The following is a 13,971-nucleotide window of genomic DNA, read 5'->3' as shown; positions in this document are numbered from 1 at the left end:
GTTCACGGCATCATTCCGATCGATTTCAACACGGTAATGAACGATTCGGCGTCACGCCGCGCCAGGTCCCGACCATCGATGGAGATGTCCGAGAGGTTGATGTCAGGCGACCCCACGAATGGAATGAGTTTGTCGCGGATGACGCGCGTTGCCTGCTCCGTGAAGGACTTCGAGTAAATGTCGGAGTTGGCGATCGAAGCGATCACCGGGGCGATCGCGGCCACCGACTCCTTGATGCGTGAGTACTCCGGATCCACGATCCTGCCCGCGGCCACAGCGAAATCACGCAAGTTGGCGATGAGTAACGCGACGTCGATCAGGGAGTAGCCGAGGCCATAGAAGTTGCGTCCGCCCTTAGTCAGCATCCGGTCGATTCCCGACGGATCAGCCAAAATCACCTTCAGAGTCCGATCAGCCGACCTCAACACCACGTCGAGCTTGTCAGTGTTCGAGGAGACCTCCGAAACGGTCTCCAGCGTTGTCCGATACAGGGCATCGAATTCCTGCGGATCCTTGGGGAACGAGGTGTTCAATGTCGAGATGGCGGTGTGGATCTTGTCGAGCTCACCGCCGCCGAGAACATTCGCCATCCCACGCATGACGTCCTCGACATTCGCTGCCGGCTCGGTCCGTGCCAGCGGGATCACCGAACCCGACCGCAGCAAGGCACCCGTCCACGGCTCGGCTGGGGGAAGGATGGCAACGTAGATCTCACCAAGGAGAGTGTCCTGACGCAGCTCGGCTCGCGATTCGCCCGGCAGCTGAGTCTTGTTATCGATGCGAGCTTTGACGACCGCATGCCCGTTCTCGTACGTGACATTCTCGACGGTTCCAACGCTGATCCCCTCCGCGAGGACTTTTGCGAGGGCCGGCAGGTTGAGTGCGCTGGTGAACTCCATCTGGATGTCGTAGCCGTTGCCGTCAGAGGTTCCTATGGTCGGCGGATTGTCGGCGTTGATCCCACACGACGTCACGAACACCATCGCTGCCATCAGTGCGATCACCATGGGTCCGAGGCGTGCCCGGTTGACTGAGATCATCAGGCCCCTCCACCCATCATCCCGGCGATCGTCCTTGATGCATCGCCGGGCCCGCAGACGCCGTTTGCCACTGGCGCGGCGCAGCCACTGACGAGGCTTCGCAAAGGCAGCGACACTGCGAACGCCTGCACGATCGACTTGGCATCGGGGTGTTTCATGATGAGGTCTGCCGTGCGGGCTGCGACCGCTGCCACCATGTCCGGCTGCTCTCCCATGCCGGCGATGAGCGGAACGGCAGCATCACCGATCGCGAATATTGGGGGGCCGAAATCCGTTGCGAGCCGCGAGAGGATCGGTACGAACGTCCCCGCGTACTCGACTGCCGCGCCGAACGTCTGGCCGAACGCGACGATGACATTGATGGCACCCACGAAGTTGTCGAAGAGGGCGGTCAGCTCTTTGTCGTTCTCGGTTGCCACCCCCGTCAGTGTTGCGAGGTTCCCGACGATCCTGCGAACCTGTCCATCCCGCTTGGCCGGGTCGTTGATGAGCGTGGCAGAGTCCTTGATGATCCCGGAAACGTCACCCTGTGTCCCTTCCAGATTGCGGGCGACGAGCTTGAGGGACTGCAGGACGGCGTCGGTGTTTCTGCCGTTGTCCTTGACCAGGTCCTCGGACAAGTTGCTGATCGAGTCGAGCGTCTGACTGACTCCCAGCGGGGTTCTCGTCTTACTCAACGGAATACACTGATTCGTCTCGTATCGGGCTCCACCGGAGTACGGCTTGGTGAACTCGATCTGACGTTCGGTCACGATGGATGTCGACACCATAGTCGCGCCGACGTCGGCGGACAGCGGCACGCTCTTGTCGACCTGCATGTCGATCCTTACACCGGACTGACCTTTATTCTGGTGTACCCCGACGACGCTGCCCACCTTCTTGCCGAGCATGGCGACTGCGTTGCCTTCGAAAAGGCCCGATGCATCGGTGAACTCTGCGCACAGGGCGCGCGTGTCGTCGGACGCTGTCCGCCCTATCCCGATACCAGCGACGACCACAACCACCACGGCGATCAGGAGCAGCAGCCTTCGGACCCAGGTTGTCAGCATTTGTCGTCACCACTCGGAATGCACACACTAACCTCTGGCTCTGTGCTGGCCGGCGCACCGACCGGCGCCTGGAGGAGGACGCCGAGGCGCTGAGTGATCTGATCGACCTGTGTCAGGGCATTGGAGTAGCCCGGCAGCTCTGTCGACACCTTGTCCAGGAGCGTCTTGAACTGTTGCACGGACGGTTCGATGCCATCGCGGTACGCCACGAGCGGCCTCGTCAGGAGTTTGAACAGACGCCTGAGATAGTCGAACCCATCGCGGACGTTCTGGATATCAGGTCCCAGCGTACTGGCCAGGAAGCTGAGTTGACGGAGAAAGTCGACCAGCACCTGCTTTTGGTCGGCGAAAGCTTTGACGTATTCATCCGATAGAGCGACCGTCTTGTCGAGCTGACCGTACTGTCGCTCTAGGAGGTCCATCAGACTGCTGGTGTTCCTCAGTGCGTCGGGAATGTTTGTGTTGCCGTCGGAGAACGCATTCTGCAGCAGCGCCGCAGTTTGACGGAGATCGACGCCGTTCACATCACGAAACACCGGCGTCGTCGTCTCCATCGTGTTCGAGATGTCGTAGGTACTCGATGTCTGAACAAGGGGGATTGCCCCCGACAGCGCGGTCGGTCCTGACCCTGGGTCCAGATCAAGAACTCGCCCGCCGATCGGCGTGATCAGGCGAACCGCTGCGGTAGCATCCGAACGGACTGACACCGAGTCGTCGAGTCGAAACTTAACTGTGATAACCGTTCCCGTGAGGTCCACCGACGACACCTTCCCTTGCCTTATCCCCGCTATACGCACCTGATCACCCGACTCCAGCCCGCCTGTGTTGACCAGATGAGCCGAGTACACCTTCTGGCCGGGCGGTGCGACATACACGGCACCGGCGATCACCAGACCGACCACCACGGTCACCACCACCACACCGGCGACGATGAGGTCGCGTCTGCGTTCGGGCTGGTGATGCGACCGATTTCGATTGAACAACCTCACTTACACACCACCAATCGTTGCCCCATAAGCGCGATCTGCGCTGTATCCGGCAGGGGCAGCAGACCTTTCGAACATCGCGCCTCGCTCGGCGTGGAATTCGTCGCAGCGGCCAGCGAGTCCATAAGGGGCTTGAGCAGTACCGCGCCGTTGAGTAGACCCTCTAACTCCCCGGGTTCTCGCGCCAGACGCTGATAAATCGTCGCGAAACTCTGGTCGTACGTTGACTCAAGTTGCTCGCCGGTGATGACCGTCTTCGACATGGAGCGGTTGACCTCGCGTAGCGACTCGCGCAGCCGGTCACTCACGCGACTGAAGGCGTCGACGATCGATCCCAGCTTGTCGACGAGTTCGACCATCTCCGCCGAGCGGCCTTCGAGCTGGTCGGAGACCTGGCCGAGACTCGTCACAATATTCGTGATGATCTCAGACCGCTGGTTCCCGTAGGCGGTGATGTTGGCGATCTGCTTCAGAACAGGCGCTATGCCCCTTCCATCACCTTGAGCAACGCGCAATAAGTTGGACTGCAGTTCATTGATCTCGTCGGCATTAAGCGTGTCGAACACCGGCTTGAACCCGTTGAACAAGGTGGACACATCAAATGAGGGAATGGTCTTGTCGAGCGCCACCTGTGTGAGTGCTCTCTGTGTCATTCCCTGTGCAGCACCGATCAATTCGACATATCGCTGTCCGAGAAGATTCTGATATCGCACGGCGGCGGTGGTGTTCGATGTGATCGTGACGTCGTCGTTCAGTTGGAAATGAACGACCGCCGTGGGCCCTTTCAGGTCGATCGCCGTCACGTAACCGACCTTGACTCCCGCCAACCGCACACCGTCGCGAGGCTTGAGCCCGGATGCATCGGAGAAGACCGCAGATCGTTCAGAACTCGGTCCGTCCGAGCTGGGTTGGAGGATGGCGATGATCACGTAGGTGAGAACGCCGATGATTGCGGCGAACGCGACGATCTTGATGATGGTGGGAGTTAACGACTTCATCTACCTCGGTCCTCCTGCTGCAAGCGCGCTCTGCAGCGCAGGTGATGTCTGCACTACCAGGGCGACCTGAAGTTGTACTCGCTCGCCGACCTGCGGCGTGGCCTTGTCGATGCTGTCCAGGATTTGCGGGATGGTGTACACGGTCCGCGCGAGCCCCGATGCCGATCTGGCGACTGGCCTCGCCAGATCGAGGCCGACGTCCAGTAGTGAACTCAACGCCGGGTAGTTCGTGGTCAACAGTCCTCCGAGTGCGCCGAAAAGGACCTCGCCGGTGTCGTTGAGGTTGCCCTTGGTCTGTTTGATGGCCTCGTCGGTGGCGAAGAAGTCAGCGATATCGACGTTTAGGAGGATGCCCGGAATGAACGGTGTCATGAAGTCGGCAACACCCTGGGACAGGTCTGCCGCGATCGCCAAATCCTGGCCCACTGGCCGCTGTTGAACGTCCCGAGTGATCTGTGCTATCTGGAACATGAGCTTTCCGGCGTCGGCAAACGTTTGGGAATCGTCGACGACAAACTTCACCACGGAATTGAACGCTGGCTGATCGAGAGCATTGACCAGCTTGGAAAGTTTTCGAATCAGGGTCGATACCGACGTTTGTTCGGACTGCTGCTTGCTGACATAGACGCTGTCGCCATCACGGATGAGCGCTCCCTGCCCGGGGTCGACAATCTCCAATGCCGTCGGCCCCAGCGCGCTGGCGGACGTGTAATTCACCGCCAGGCCCTGACTCAACCGGATGTCGTCGTTCGCTCCGGTGAGCTCAATTTTCACAGATGTGCTTTGGTCGCGCACCGACACCGAGGACACCTTGCCCACCGTGAGGCCCCGATACTTCACCTCCGATCCGCCCTTCAACCCGTCACCAATCGCGTCGGTGGTGATCGTCACTGTTTTGTTGTCTTCAAATTTTCCGTTCGCGTTTCCCACCAGAAAATAGGCGGCAACCACCACTACGACGAGGACCCCAATCCCCCGCAGTGTCAAATTTGTTATTGAGGGCGCGCGCCCTGACGGATCTTTATAAACAGCCACTTCAACCCCTAGCCCGAAATCCTGACGCCCGAATCGAAGCCCCACATCAGCAGTGTCAAGATCATGTCCTCCACAACAATGATGATGAGACTGCTGCGTATCGCTCGACCAGACGCGCGGCCGACGCCTTCTGCTCCACCGGTGGCATAGAAACCCTGGTAGCTGTGGATGATGACGACCGATACTACGAAAATCAGGACCTTGATGACTGAGAACGCCAGATCCTGCGGTTTGAGGAACGCATTGAAATAGAAGTCGTAGGTGCCACCTGACTGGCCGTGTAGCAGGATGACGACCAGCTTGGCCGCGGCGAAACTTAGTATCAGCGTCACGATGTAGAGCGGGATGATGGTGGTGATCGCTGCGACCACGCGTGTGCTGACGACGTATGGAATCGGCCGCACCGCCATCGATTCGAGTGCGTCGATCTCTTCGGCGATGCGCATCGAACCGATCTCCGCAGTGAGGCGACAGCCGGCCTGGGCTGCGAAGCCGATCGCGGCGATCATCGGTGCCAACTCCCGAGTGTTGGCGTATGACGAGATGAACCCGGTAAGGGATCCCATCCCCACCAGGTCCAGCGAGGCGTAACCCTGGATGCCGATGGATGCCCCGACAGCCATTCCGAGAATGACCAGCACGACTGCGGTACCGCCGCCGACCAGAACAGCGCCTCGTCCCCAGGCAAACTCTTGTATGTACAAGAGCGTCTGTCGTCGATAGGTGGTCGCGACGTGGCGGATTCCTGCGACGGTGTCGATGGTGAACGTGGTGATGTGCCCGAGTTGTGCGGGGACTTCGGCGAGGGGCGTCACAGAACGCACGATCGGGCGAGCGACAGAAGTGAAACGGGTGGATGGTACTGCGGTCACGAGCTCTCCGTCATCCGATGGTCTGCGGGACGAACATGATCGTTAGCTGGGTTATAAATACGTTGATAACGAAGCACGCCACCACCCCCAGGACCACGGTGGCGTTGACAGATGTCGCCACACCCTTCGGGCCGCCTTTCGTGGACAGACCCCGGTGACATGCGATCGCCACAACAACGAGACCGAACACCAATGACTTGATCAGTGCCACAAGGATGTCCGCCGACGAGGCGAACGAGGCGAACGAGGCGACGTAACTTCCGGGCGTGATGCCCTGGACGTTGACGCTCAGGATGTAGCCGGCCACGAGACCGGTAAACACGATGAGCATGCACAACATTGGAGCGACGATGAGAACCGCGACGAACCGCGGTGCGACGACTCGACGGGTCGGATTGAGTCCAAGAGTTTCCATGGCATCGATTTCTTCACGGACGGTACGTGCGCCGAGGTCAGAGGCGATGGCCGACCCTGCCGCACCACCGAGCAGAAGGGCTGTGACGATCGGTGCCCCCTGCTGAATGATCCCGAGTCCACCAGCGGCTCCGGCGATCGACGTGGCCCCGACCTGCTGGGTCAGACTTCCGACCTGCACCGAGACGATGACGCCGAACGGAATCGCCACCAGGATCGCCGGCAACGTCGTGACGGTGATGACGAACCAGGTCTGTACAACGACCTCCCGGAAAGGAAACCGTCCGGTGACAATATCGTGCACGGCCCACCGTAATGCCTGGCCGGCGAGGGCAATCGTATTTCCGAAGGTCGCAAGACTGTCTGTCGCACGACCAGCAAGTTCCGTAGCGATACTGATTCTCCTTCACCTTGCTGAACAGCCCTCCGCGATGGGTGTTCGCACAGTACCAGGTACTTGCAGTACCCCATTCGCGGTTTGGATACTTCTGCCGGAATTAACCAGCCGGCACGACGGAACACCGGCCCTGTTGACCCTCGATGACGCGTCCGACCCGTCCCTATGTGCGGCAGTGGCTCTGCGAGGCTGGCAGGTCTGCTCCGAGTTCGTTATTTCGGTTGAGCACGACCGGGCTGACCTAAAGCATCGGATGCACGCGTGTTCGTGTGAGCAGCGCGTAACGTAGGGTCGCCCGCCGGTTCTGAGTTCGACTTTTCAGGTCCCCTCGTTGCAAGCCGGGACCTGTGGCCACAGCGGTCCACGTTTACATTCTTTGATCGCCAGCGCTCGCCTGACGTACAGAGATCGACACGTTGTGCCGTCAGGCATGTAAATCACCTGCAGCACAACTTTGTTCGGGGAAAAAATGCGGAATCGGTTCCGGCTGCGCTGGATTCGCTAGTGAAGCCAGCGGCAGCGATCGCGCCGACAGACAGCGTTTGCACCCCAGCGGACGGCGGGCACTGGTGCTGCGGGGCCTCGTGATCTACGGTTCCACCCATGGTGACAGTAGCCGTGAAATACGTGCCAGCCCGAGTCGCGCATACAGCTTTACAACGGCCACGCACGCCGGTCGAGCTCGTCAACACACTTCGCACCAGATCGCCGGCTAGACGGTTACAAAACTTGACCGTCCTCGTCACTGGCTCGTCGTCGGGCATCGGCGCTGCGGCAGCTGAAGAGTTCGCCCGTCGTGGAGCCCACGTCCTGACGGTGGCGCGTCGTGCCGACAGCCTCGACGAACTCGTCACTCGTATCCGGGCCGCGGGCGGCTATGCCGACACCTGTCCGGCGGATCTCTCCGATACCGACGACACAGCTCGCTTGATCCAGTACGTGCTCGAGGAATACGGCTGCCCGGACATCGTCGTGAACAACGCCGGGCGGTCGATTCGCCGCGAGGTCCTCGACTCGACTGATCGGCTACACGATTATCAGCGCACCATGGCGGTCAACTACTTCGGTCCCGTGCAACTGACGTTAGGGTTCCTACCTGCCATGAAGGAGCGCGGCAGCGGTCACTTCATCAACGTGTCCACCTGGGGTATCCCGATGGGCGCCATGCCGAAGTTCTCGGCATACGCGGGGTCGAAGGCCGCGATTACCGCTTTCGGACGCAGCATAGCGTCGGAGTTGCGCGGCACAGGGGTCTCTGTGACGACAGTCTTTTTCCCGCTCGTCCGGACACCGATGATCGAGCCCACCGACGAATACCACCACACTCCCGCGCTCACTGCGGCTGAAGCTGCGGCCTGGCTTGTGCACGCGGCTGTCTACCGCGATCTGGAGGTCATGCCGCGAGTGGCACGGCTTCTCCGACAAGTGGGCGCGGCATCATCGAGAATCGCGGACGGGCTTGTAGAACGCCATGCGCCCTGACGTGTGTGCCCCAGATAGTGGCCCCGGCGAGGTGATTAACTTGCTCGGGGGCCGATATGCGCGGACACGGGATAGCTGACTCATTCGGTGCGATCCACCGGAGCCGCCGAGACCGTCTTGGCTTTCCCGGTGAGCGCCGCACACTGCGCTGACGTAGGTGTCGTGGAGATTGTCGGCGAGCTGGGGATCGAGGCCGCTTTCGGAGAGCGCGTCGGCCACCATTGCTGTGGTGACGTCGGCGCTCTGGGGTACACACGCTTGCCTAGGGCGCGGTGTAGAGCGGCCCGAGTGCGCTGTCGCCGGTCTTGTCATGTGCAGCGGCAAGGACCACGACGCAGCCTGCGAGAGACCTCTATGTGGTGCTGTTGCTGGTGCTCGGGAACATCTGCGCCCTCGTTGAGCACTGCCAAACTCATTTGCCGCCAATCGATCTCGATGTCGCGGCGCTGAGTGGTTTTGAGCAGCCACCGGGAAGCGGCCAAGGCGAACGGGCATGCCGGGTCAAGATAGAATGTCCCTGCGCTCATAGGTACTCGTTGCGGTCGCGGACTGTTGGACGTGTTTGCTCACGTGGAGGCTATGGCTTCCAATGCGGCGATAGCGGCCGAGAGTTTGGCTGACGCGTCGGTGGCCACCGGTGCAAGTTCAGCTTCCCCGGAGACCTCGACCATCAGGTCGGGATTCATCGCTTCGACGATCGAGTTTGATCGATTGGTGGGGTCGGTGCGGACCACGACATTGCAGGGCAACAGCAGACCGATCTGCCGATTGACTCCCAGAGCGCGATGAGCCAAAGGTGGATTACAAGCCCCCAGGATCAGGTAATTTTCCATGTCCACATCGAGCTTCGTTTTCAGGGTGTCTTTGACGTTGATCTCGGTGAGGATCCCAAAACCCTGATCGGCCAATGCGGCGCGGGTTCGTGCGACCGCATCGTCGAACGGGAGGTTGAGGACGGTGGAGATTGACAGTGACATAACAGCTTTCCTTCCGGGCGGGTTGAACGTGATCGGATTTAGCGGAGGTCGGCGCGGCGCTGTAGTCCCAGGCGGTGCATCAGCAGGCTCGCCGGGCACCAGCCCACGGCGGCGAAGAGCAGCAGGTTCACCGCTACGAAGGCGGTCAGCAGCAGCCACCAGCTCGACACACCGGCCGCCAGGGCCACGCTGAGGAGAATCATCAATCCCGCGAGCAGTGGCACCGCTCGTTCGACGGTCCACGTAGGTGCGGTTGTTCGACTGTTCATCGGGTCAAAGTCCCTTCTGATGGGGTGTTTAGTGGGAAAATGAGATCGTGGGCAGGACTCTTCGGAGCCAGGTCGGTGACCACCATGCGGCCCGCCCGGTCAGACGAAGCAATGCCGGTAGCAACATCAGCCTGATGAGAACGGCATCGAGCAGAACGGCAACACCGAGGATGATGCCCATCTCTTTGGGAGGCAACGGCTCTGCCAGTGCAAAGGTGAAGAACACGGCGACCATGACCGCTGCCGCGGCGAAGATGATCCGTCCCGAATGCGCCATCCCGTCGATCTGTGCACTATCGGCATCGCCGGTGCGCTCGTAGTGTTCTTTGGCTGTGGCGAGCAGAAAGACGGTGTAGTCCATGGCGATCGCAAAGATCATCGCGAAGAAAAACACCGGCCCCCAGCCGTCAAGGAAGCCTTGCGGGGTGAATCCGAGCAGCCCGGACAAGTGGCCGTCCTGAAAGATGAGCTTGGCGACACCGAACGCAGCCGCCGTCGACAGGAGACTGACGACGGTCCCGATCAACGCGATCAGCGGGGCCTGCAGCGAGATGAGCAGCAGGACGAACCCGAAAACCAAGATGATGCCGACGATCAGCGGAAAATAGTCGTTGAGAGCCTGTTGCAAATCGAGGTTCTCCGCCGGGGCCCCGCCGACCAGCGCATTCTCGGGAAGTGCGCCGCGAAGCTCACCGACGATGACGCCGAGTTGAGCATCGGAGGGATCGACCGCTGGCAGCGCTTGCATCAACACGTAGTCGGTGCCGTCGAGCGCCGGTTGCGGCGGGGTGACCATACTGATTCCAGGGGTCTGTGCCGCCGCGGTCGCAGCCTGCTGAGCCTGGCCCGAGGGTGCCACGATCTGGAGCATGCCGGGGGCGCCCTCACCCATCTGCTGCTGGACCAGTTCATAGCCCTGGCGCACGGGCGCATCCTCGGGCACCACCGAGATCGAGGGCATGGCCACCTTGAGCCCGATGACCGGTATGGCCAGCGCGATCAGAACGGCCAGCGAGCCCAGCGCGAACGGCCACGGGTAGTTATGCAGGATCTTGCCCCAGCGTTCGAACAGCGGCGAACGATGTTGTTGGCGTTTGGCATACGGAAGCGACGCGGCGTTCACTTTCGGTCCCAGAGCGCCCAGGGTGGCCGGGAGCAGCGTCAACGTGGCCGCGAGGACAAACGTCACCGCGAGCATGATGCCCACGGCCATCGTCCGCACCGCAGGAGCCGGTACCAGCAACACCGCCGACAAGCTGACCAGCACGGTCAGACCCGACAACACCACGGCTTTACCTGCGGTATCCATCGTTTCGGCGACCGCGTGGGCCTTGCTGGTGTGATTTCTGAGGGCATCTCGGAATCGGGACACGATGAACAGGGCGTAGTCGATGCCCAGGGCGAGGGCGAACATCATCGCGAAGTTCATGGCCCACACCGAGATCGGGGTGACTTGATTGAGCAGGACCAGACCGCCGGCCGAGGCGACCAGTCCCGCGATGGTGAGCAGCAACGGCAGCCCAGCGGCCACGAGCGACCCGAAGGCCAAGACCATGATCGCCAACGTAACCGGCCACGAGAACAACTCAGCCTTGATCATCGCGTCATGGTTGGCCTTGTTGAAATCGCTCCACAAAGCCGAGGCTCCCGTGGGATACACCTCGACACCATCACGCGAGAGCTCAGTGAGCTCCCCCTTGACCTCGTCGACCGCCCGAACCATGTCGTCGGTGTTCGCATTCGCGCCGGCGATCAAAATGCCGGTGTGCTGATCAGGACTGATCGTCATCCCCGCCTGCGGGGGCACCACCGCTCCGAACCGGGCATCACCAGCAAACACCGCTGTCGCATTCGCGATCGTTTCTTGCAGCACCGGGCTGTCGACGGTGTCCCGGTCGGAGTGGATGACGACCTGCACCGCAGCCGACGAGTTCCCGCCGAAATGCTGGCCCGCCAGCTCACGCACCTGCACCGACTCCGACCCGTTCGCCTGCCACCCGGCACCAGCCAACGATGAAAACACCGACGGCGCGACTGCACCCAGCCCGATGAGCACCAGCAACCAGATGGCGAACACCCAGCGGGAACGCCCGGCCATCGCCGCGCCCCAGCGGCCCAGCACGCCGGGCACCGACGTCGGTGGTGAGCCGGGCTGTTGAGCGGTGGTCGTGGTGTCGGGCATGGCAAGCAATCTCCTTCTGCAAGAAACTGATACCCCCAGGGGTATTTGGTCATAATACCCGTGGGGGTATCGGCCGTCAATCCAAGGGAAGCGTCACACCCATACCCCCTGGGGTACCCTCGAAGTGGATGGACAAACGAGGAAGGCGTGACCGGTGACTGGTGACGAAGAAGCAATGACGGCGGTACTTAACCGGCTCCGCCGTGCGCAAGGACAACTCTCCGGCGTGATCGCCATGATCGAAGCTGGTCGCGACTGCAAAGACGTGGTGACCCAACTCGCCGCTGTGTCCCGCGCACTCGACCGTGCCGGCTTCAAAATCGTTGCCTCAGGGATGCGCCAATGCATCAACGGCGCCGACGGCGACCAGGCGCCCTTGACCGAAGCCGAACTGGAGAAACTGTTCCTAGCCCTAGCCTAACCAGTCTGGCCAAGCGTTGGCGCCTAGCATGGCCTTGAACTTTTGCGACGGAACGACCCAACACCATGAAAGTGCCCGAGCTAAGAGCCTCGTGTCGCAAGTCCGCGCTTTCTACAATGCCGGACTTTTCGGAGCACCGCGCCTCAGCGATCGACATCGGCGAGGTGGCACGGGGTTCGCAGTTAAGAATCTTCGAGCTGCGCACGCAGCGCGACGAAATGAACAGCCGGATCAAGCGTTCGCAACCCCTCCCCCGCCTTCGGTCGTTCTTGAAGCAAGTTGGGCGAGCGGGCAGAACTCGTGGGAGCTGTTCAACACGGAAAAGTCTATAGACGGGTCACCAATCGCAGCGTGGTACAAGATATTTGGCCTAGTCGTTGCAAACTTCCCTCCGTCTCGGGCGGGAGCGGAGCAGCGACACTGGACCTTTGCGCTGTCGGGATCGGACGGTAAATCCGTTGGCGCCGCTCGATATACTGAGTTCAATGTGTGGTGGTCAGCCATGAATGGTCGATGTCTGTTGCGAGGCAGCGCGCCACTTTGAGCCCGGTCAAAGACCAGTTCCGTTCAGGCGGTGAGGGATCCGCGTGTGCGCAATGTGCTCGGGCAGAATAGTCCAGGGTCATACGCACCGGGGTGTGTGCGGAATAGTACTGAGGTCAGCGTGCTATTGCACTCAGCGAGCTCGAAGCGGACTCAAGGGACTCGACTAGGTTCAGTTCGAGCTCTGGCATACGGCCGGCCGACATGGCCACCGTTTCCGCGCGAGCGTGCGCGTCGATGTCGCGTTGGACCCCCGCACGTGCGGTGTCGGTCCATGCCTGTGCACAACGGTCGGCGGCCACGGCGAGATCTGCTGTGGCGGGATCTCCTGTTAATCGTGCGATGTCGGCGCATCCGTCGGCGAGCAACCGGCGGAACAGTCCTCCGCCGGTTCCTGCTTTTTCGATGAAGGCGCTCAGGCTGAACAGGAATATCTCGAGCTGGTCTACGGGGAGGTCGGTCCAGGTCGGAATGTCGGCTGCGAGTTGAGAGGCCGCCGCGAGGCCTTCGTCCCCTGCGGCCTGTGCCGTCAGGTCGACGATTCCTGGCTGTGACGGGTGTCGCATACTGGCGGCGGACTGGCGAAACGCTTCCGCGGCCACTTGCGCTAGGTCTGGCAGTTCGTTTGACCACGCGATGCGGTACGTGCAGTGTCGTGTCGGTTGTGGAAATGATGTCGAGGATCGCGCGCGGGCCAGCGCCTCGAGTGAGACCTGTTGCACCTCGGCGCGGTCATTGTCTACGACGTAGGCGATCTCTTCGGCCTCGTCGTAGCCGATAATCACGATGTCGTGTCGACTCATCTGTAGTTGGACCCGCAGGTATGGCAGCTCAGCGATGTCGCCCCAAACGAGGCTAGGCCTGCCTGCGTCGATCTCGTCGCGGATCCACGACCATCCTTCCTCGGGATCGTCGGTGGTAAGGATTTGGACCTGTGCACCGAGGCGGCGGGGTAGATCGATCTCGAAGTCGGCGCCTCGTCCTACCAGGTAGAGCGGTGGGACGAGGTCGTTCGATCGGAGGTAGGACAGTCCCAGAGCGCCACCGAGGGCGAACACCAGGCCTTCATCGGGTGGGCCATCCCATCCCAAACCGTGCCAGTGCAGAAGATCGCGCATTGCGCCCGAACCACAGTGTCCCCCCATCCGGTGTGGGTAGTCCTCGATCACGGTTGGGCGTCGCATCCGTACTCCTCACGGCTCAGTCGATCAGGGTTTGGTTGGGCTGGCAGGCATTTGACGGCGTACGGCGCTGAAGGTTTCGTTGATGCTCGCCGTTATTACCTTCTCATCGTGCTCGCGAATCA

General features: G+C 61.1%; 14 protein-coding genes. 2 read left to right on the top strand and 12 right to left on the bottom strand.

Annotation, left to right across the window (positions count from 1 at the left end; all coding sequences use genetic code 11):
- Positions 1 to 2 precede the first annotated feature (2 nt).
- Genes DFR67_RS23495 through DFR67_RS23465 form a run of 7 tightly spaced genes read right to left on the bottom strand, consistent with a single transcriptional unit; the run spans position 3 to position 6,698 of the window.
- Positions 3 to 1,040, bottom strand: a complete 1,038-nt coding sequence (locus DFR67_RS23495; protein ID WP_110471913.1) for an MlaD family protein — start codon at positions 1,038 to 1,040, stop codon at positions 3 to 5.
- Positions 1,040 to 2,089, bottom strand: coding sequence for an MlaD family protein (locus DFR67_RS23490; RefSeq protein WP_110471912.1), 1,050 nt, complete (start codon positions 2,087 to 2,089; stop codon positions 1,040 to 1,042). Before DFR67_RS23490 ends, DFR67_RS23495 begins: the two co-directional genes overlap by 1 nt.
- Positions 2,083 to 3,078 carry an MlaD family protein gene (locus DFR67_RS23485; protein WP_110471911.1) on the bottom strand — a complete coding sequence of 332 codons (996 nt, stop codon included), beginning with the start codon at positions 3,076 to 3,078 and terminating at the stop codon, positions 2,083 to 2,085. Before DFR67_RS23485 ends, DFR67_RS23490 begins: the two co-directional genes overlap by 7 nt.
- A complete protein-coding gene (locus tag DFR67_RS23480; protein WP_110471910.1) occupies positions 3,075 to 4,073 on the bottom strand; it encodes an MlaD family protein in 999 nt (332 codons plus the stop codon). The genes DFR67_RS23485 and DFR67_RS23480 overlap by 4 nt, the downstream gene beginning before the upstream one ends.
- Positions 4,074 to 5,108, bottom strand: a complete 1,035-nt coding sequence (locus DFR67_RS23475; protein WP_110471909.1) for an MlaD family protein — start codon at positions 5,106 to 5,108, stop codon at positions 4,074 to 4,076.
- 8 nt (positions 5,109 to 5,116) lie between these two features.
- Entirely contained in the window at positions 5,117 to 5,980 is an 864-nt protein-coding gene (locus DFR67_RS23470) for an ABC transporter permease (protein ID WP_110471908.1), read from the bottom strand.
- A gap of 10 nt (positions 5,981 to 5,990) precedes the next feature.
- A complete protein-coding gene (locus DFR67_RS23465) occupies positions 5,991 to 6,698 on the bottom strand; it encodes an MlaE family ABC transporter permease (RefSeq protein WP_211325145.1) in 708 nt (235 codons plus the stop codon).
- Positions 6,699 to 7,394: 696 nt separating this feature from the next.
- Here DFR67_RS23465 and DFR67_RS23460 point away from each other — a divergent pair.
- Entirely contained in the window at positions 7,395 to 8,273 is an 879-nt protein-coding gene (locus tag DFR67_RS23460; protein ID WP_425451325.1) for an SDR family NAD(P)-dependent oxidoreductase, read from the top strand.
- Positions 8,274 to 8,581: 308 nt separating this feature from the next.
- On the opposite strand, the gene DFR67_RS31615 is transcribed toward DFR67_RS23460, so the two are convergent.
- Genes DFR67_RS31615 through DFR67_RS23445 form a run of 4 tightly spaced genes read right to left on the bottom strand, consistent with a single transcriptional unit; the run spans position 8,582 to position 11,701 of the window.
- Positions 8,582 to 8,800 carry a mycothiol-dependent nitroreductase Rv2466c family protein gene (locus DFR67_RS31615; protein WP_425451324.1) on the bottom strand — a complete coding sequence of 73 codons (219 nt, stop codon included), beginning with the start codon at positions 8,798 to 8,800 and terminating at the stop codon, positions 8,582 to 8,584.
- Positions 8,801 to 8,839: 39 nt separating this feature from the next.
- Entirely contained in the window at positions 8,840 to 9,250 is a 411-nt protein-coding gene (locus DFR67_RS23455) for a DUF302 domain-containing protein (protein ID WP_110471906.1), read from the bottom strand.
- Positions 9,251 to 9,288: 38 nt separating this feature from the next.
- Positions 9,289 to 9,519, bottom strand: a complete 231-nt coding sequence (locus DFR67_RS23450; protein ID WP_110471905.1) for a YgaP family membrane protein — start codon at positions 9,517 to 9,519, stop codon at positions 9,289 to 9,291.
- A gap of 28 nt (positions 9,520 to 9,547) precedes the next feature.
- Positions 9,548 to 11,701, bottom strand: coding sequence for an MMPL family transporter (locus DFR67_RS23445; protein WP_110471904.1), 2,154 nt, complete (start codon positions 11,699 to 11,701; stop codon positions 9,548 to 9,550).
- 154 nt (positions 11,702 to 11,855) lie between these two features.
- Between DFR67_RS23445 and DFR67_RS23440 the strand changes: the two genes are divergently transcribed.
- The gene (locus tag DFR67_RS23440; RefSeq protein WP_010843899.1) at positions 11,856 to 12,122 is read left to right on the top strand and encodes a metal-sensitive transcriptional regulator; all 267 of its coding nucleotides are present in this window, start codon (positions 11,856 to 11,858) and stop codon (positions 12,120 to 12,122) included.
- 659 nt (positions 12,123 to 12,781) lie between these two features.
- Here DFR67_RS23440 and DFR67_RS23435 read toward each other — a convergent pair.
- Positions 12,782 to 13,849, bottom strand: a complete 1,068-nt coding sequence (locus DFR67_RS23435; RefSeq protein ID WP_110471903.1) for a BtrH N-terminal domain-containing protein — start codon at positions 13,847 to 13,849, stop codon at positions 12,782 to 12,784.
- Positions 13,850 to 13,971 lie beyond the last annotated feature (122 nt).

The organism is Williamsia limnetica, assembly GCF_003217475.1.
Lineage (GTDB): Bacteria > Actinomycetota > Actinomycetes > Mycobacteriales > Mycobacteriaceae > Williamsia > Williamsia limnetica.
This window is presented reverse-complemented; position numbering and strand designations above follow the sequence as displayed.

What these genes read in the sequence shown, in the direction of transcription:
- DFR67_RS23455 (WP_110471906.1), bottom strand. Translation starts at nt 9,250, where the DNA reads ATGTCACTGTCAATCTCCACCGTCCTCAACCTCCCGTTCGACGATGCG.
- DFR67_RS23435 (WP_110471903.1), bottom strand. Translation starts at nt 13,849, where the DNA reads ATGCGACGCCCAACCGTGATCGAGGACTACCCACACCGGATGGGGGGA.
- DFR67_RS23480 (WP_110471910.1), bottom strand. Translation starts at nt 4,073, where the DNA reads ATGAAGTCGTTAACTCCCACCATCATCAAGATCGTCGCGTTCGCCGCA.
- DFR67_RS23460 (WP_425451325.1), top strand. Translation starts at nt 7,395, where the DNA reads ATGGTGACAGTAGCCGTGAAATACGTGCCAGCCCGAGTCGCGCATACA.
- DFR67_RS23450 (WP_110471905.1), bottom strand. Translation starts at nt 9,519, where the DNA reads ATGAACAGTCGAACAACCGCACCTACGTGGACCGTCGAACGAGCGGTG.
- DFR67_RS23495 (WP_110471913.1), bottom strand. Translation starts at nt 1,040, where the DNA reads ATGATCTCAGTCAACCGGGCACGCCTCGGACCCATGGTGATCGCACTG.
- DFR67_RS23445 (WP_110471904.1), bottom strand. Translation starts at nt 11,701, where the DNA reads ATGCCCGACACCACGACCACCGCTCAACAGCCCGGCTCACCACCGACG.
- DFR67_RS31615 (WP_425451324.1), bottom strand. Translation starts at nt 8,800, where the DNA reads ATGAGCGCAGGGACATTCTATCTTGACCCGGCATGCCCGTTCGCCTTG.
- DFR67_RS23490 (WP_110471912.1), bottom strand. Translation starts at nt 2,089, where the DNA reads ATGCTGACAACCTGGGTCCGAAGGCTGCTGCTCCTGATCGCCGTGGTG.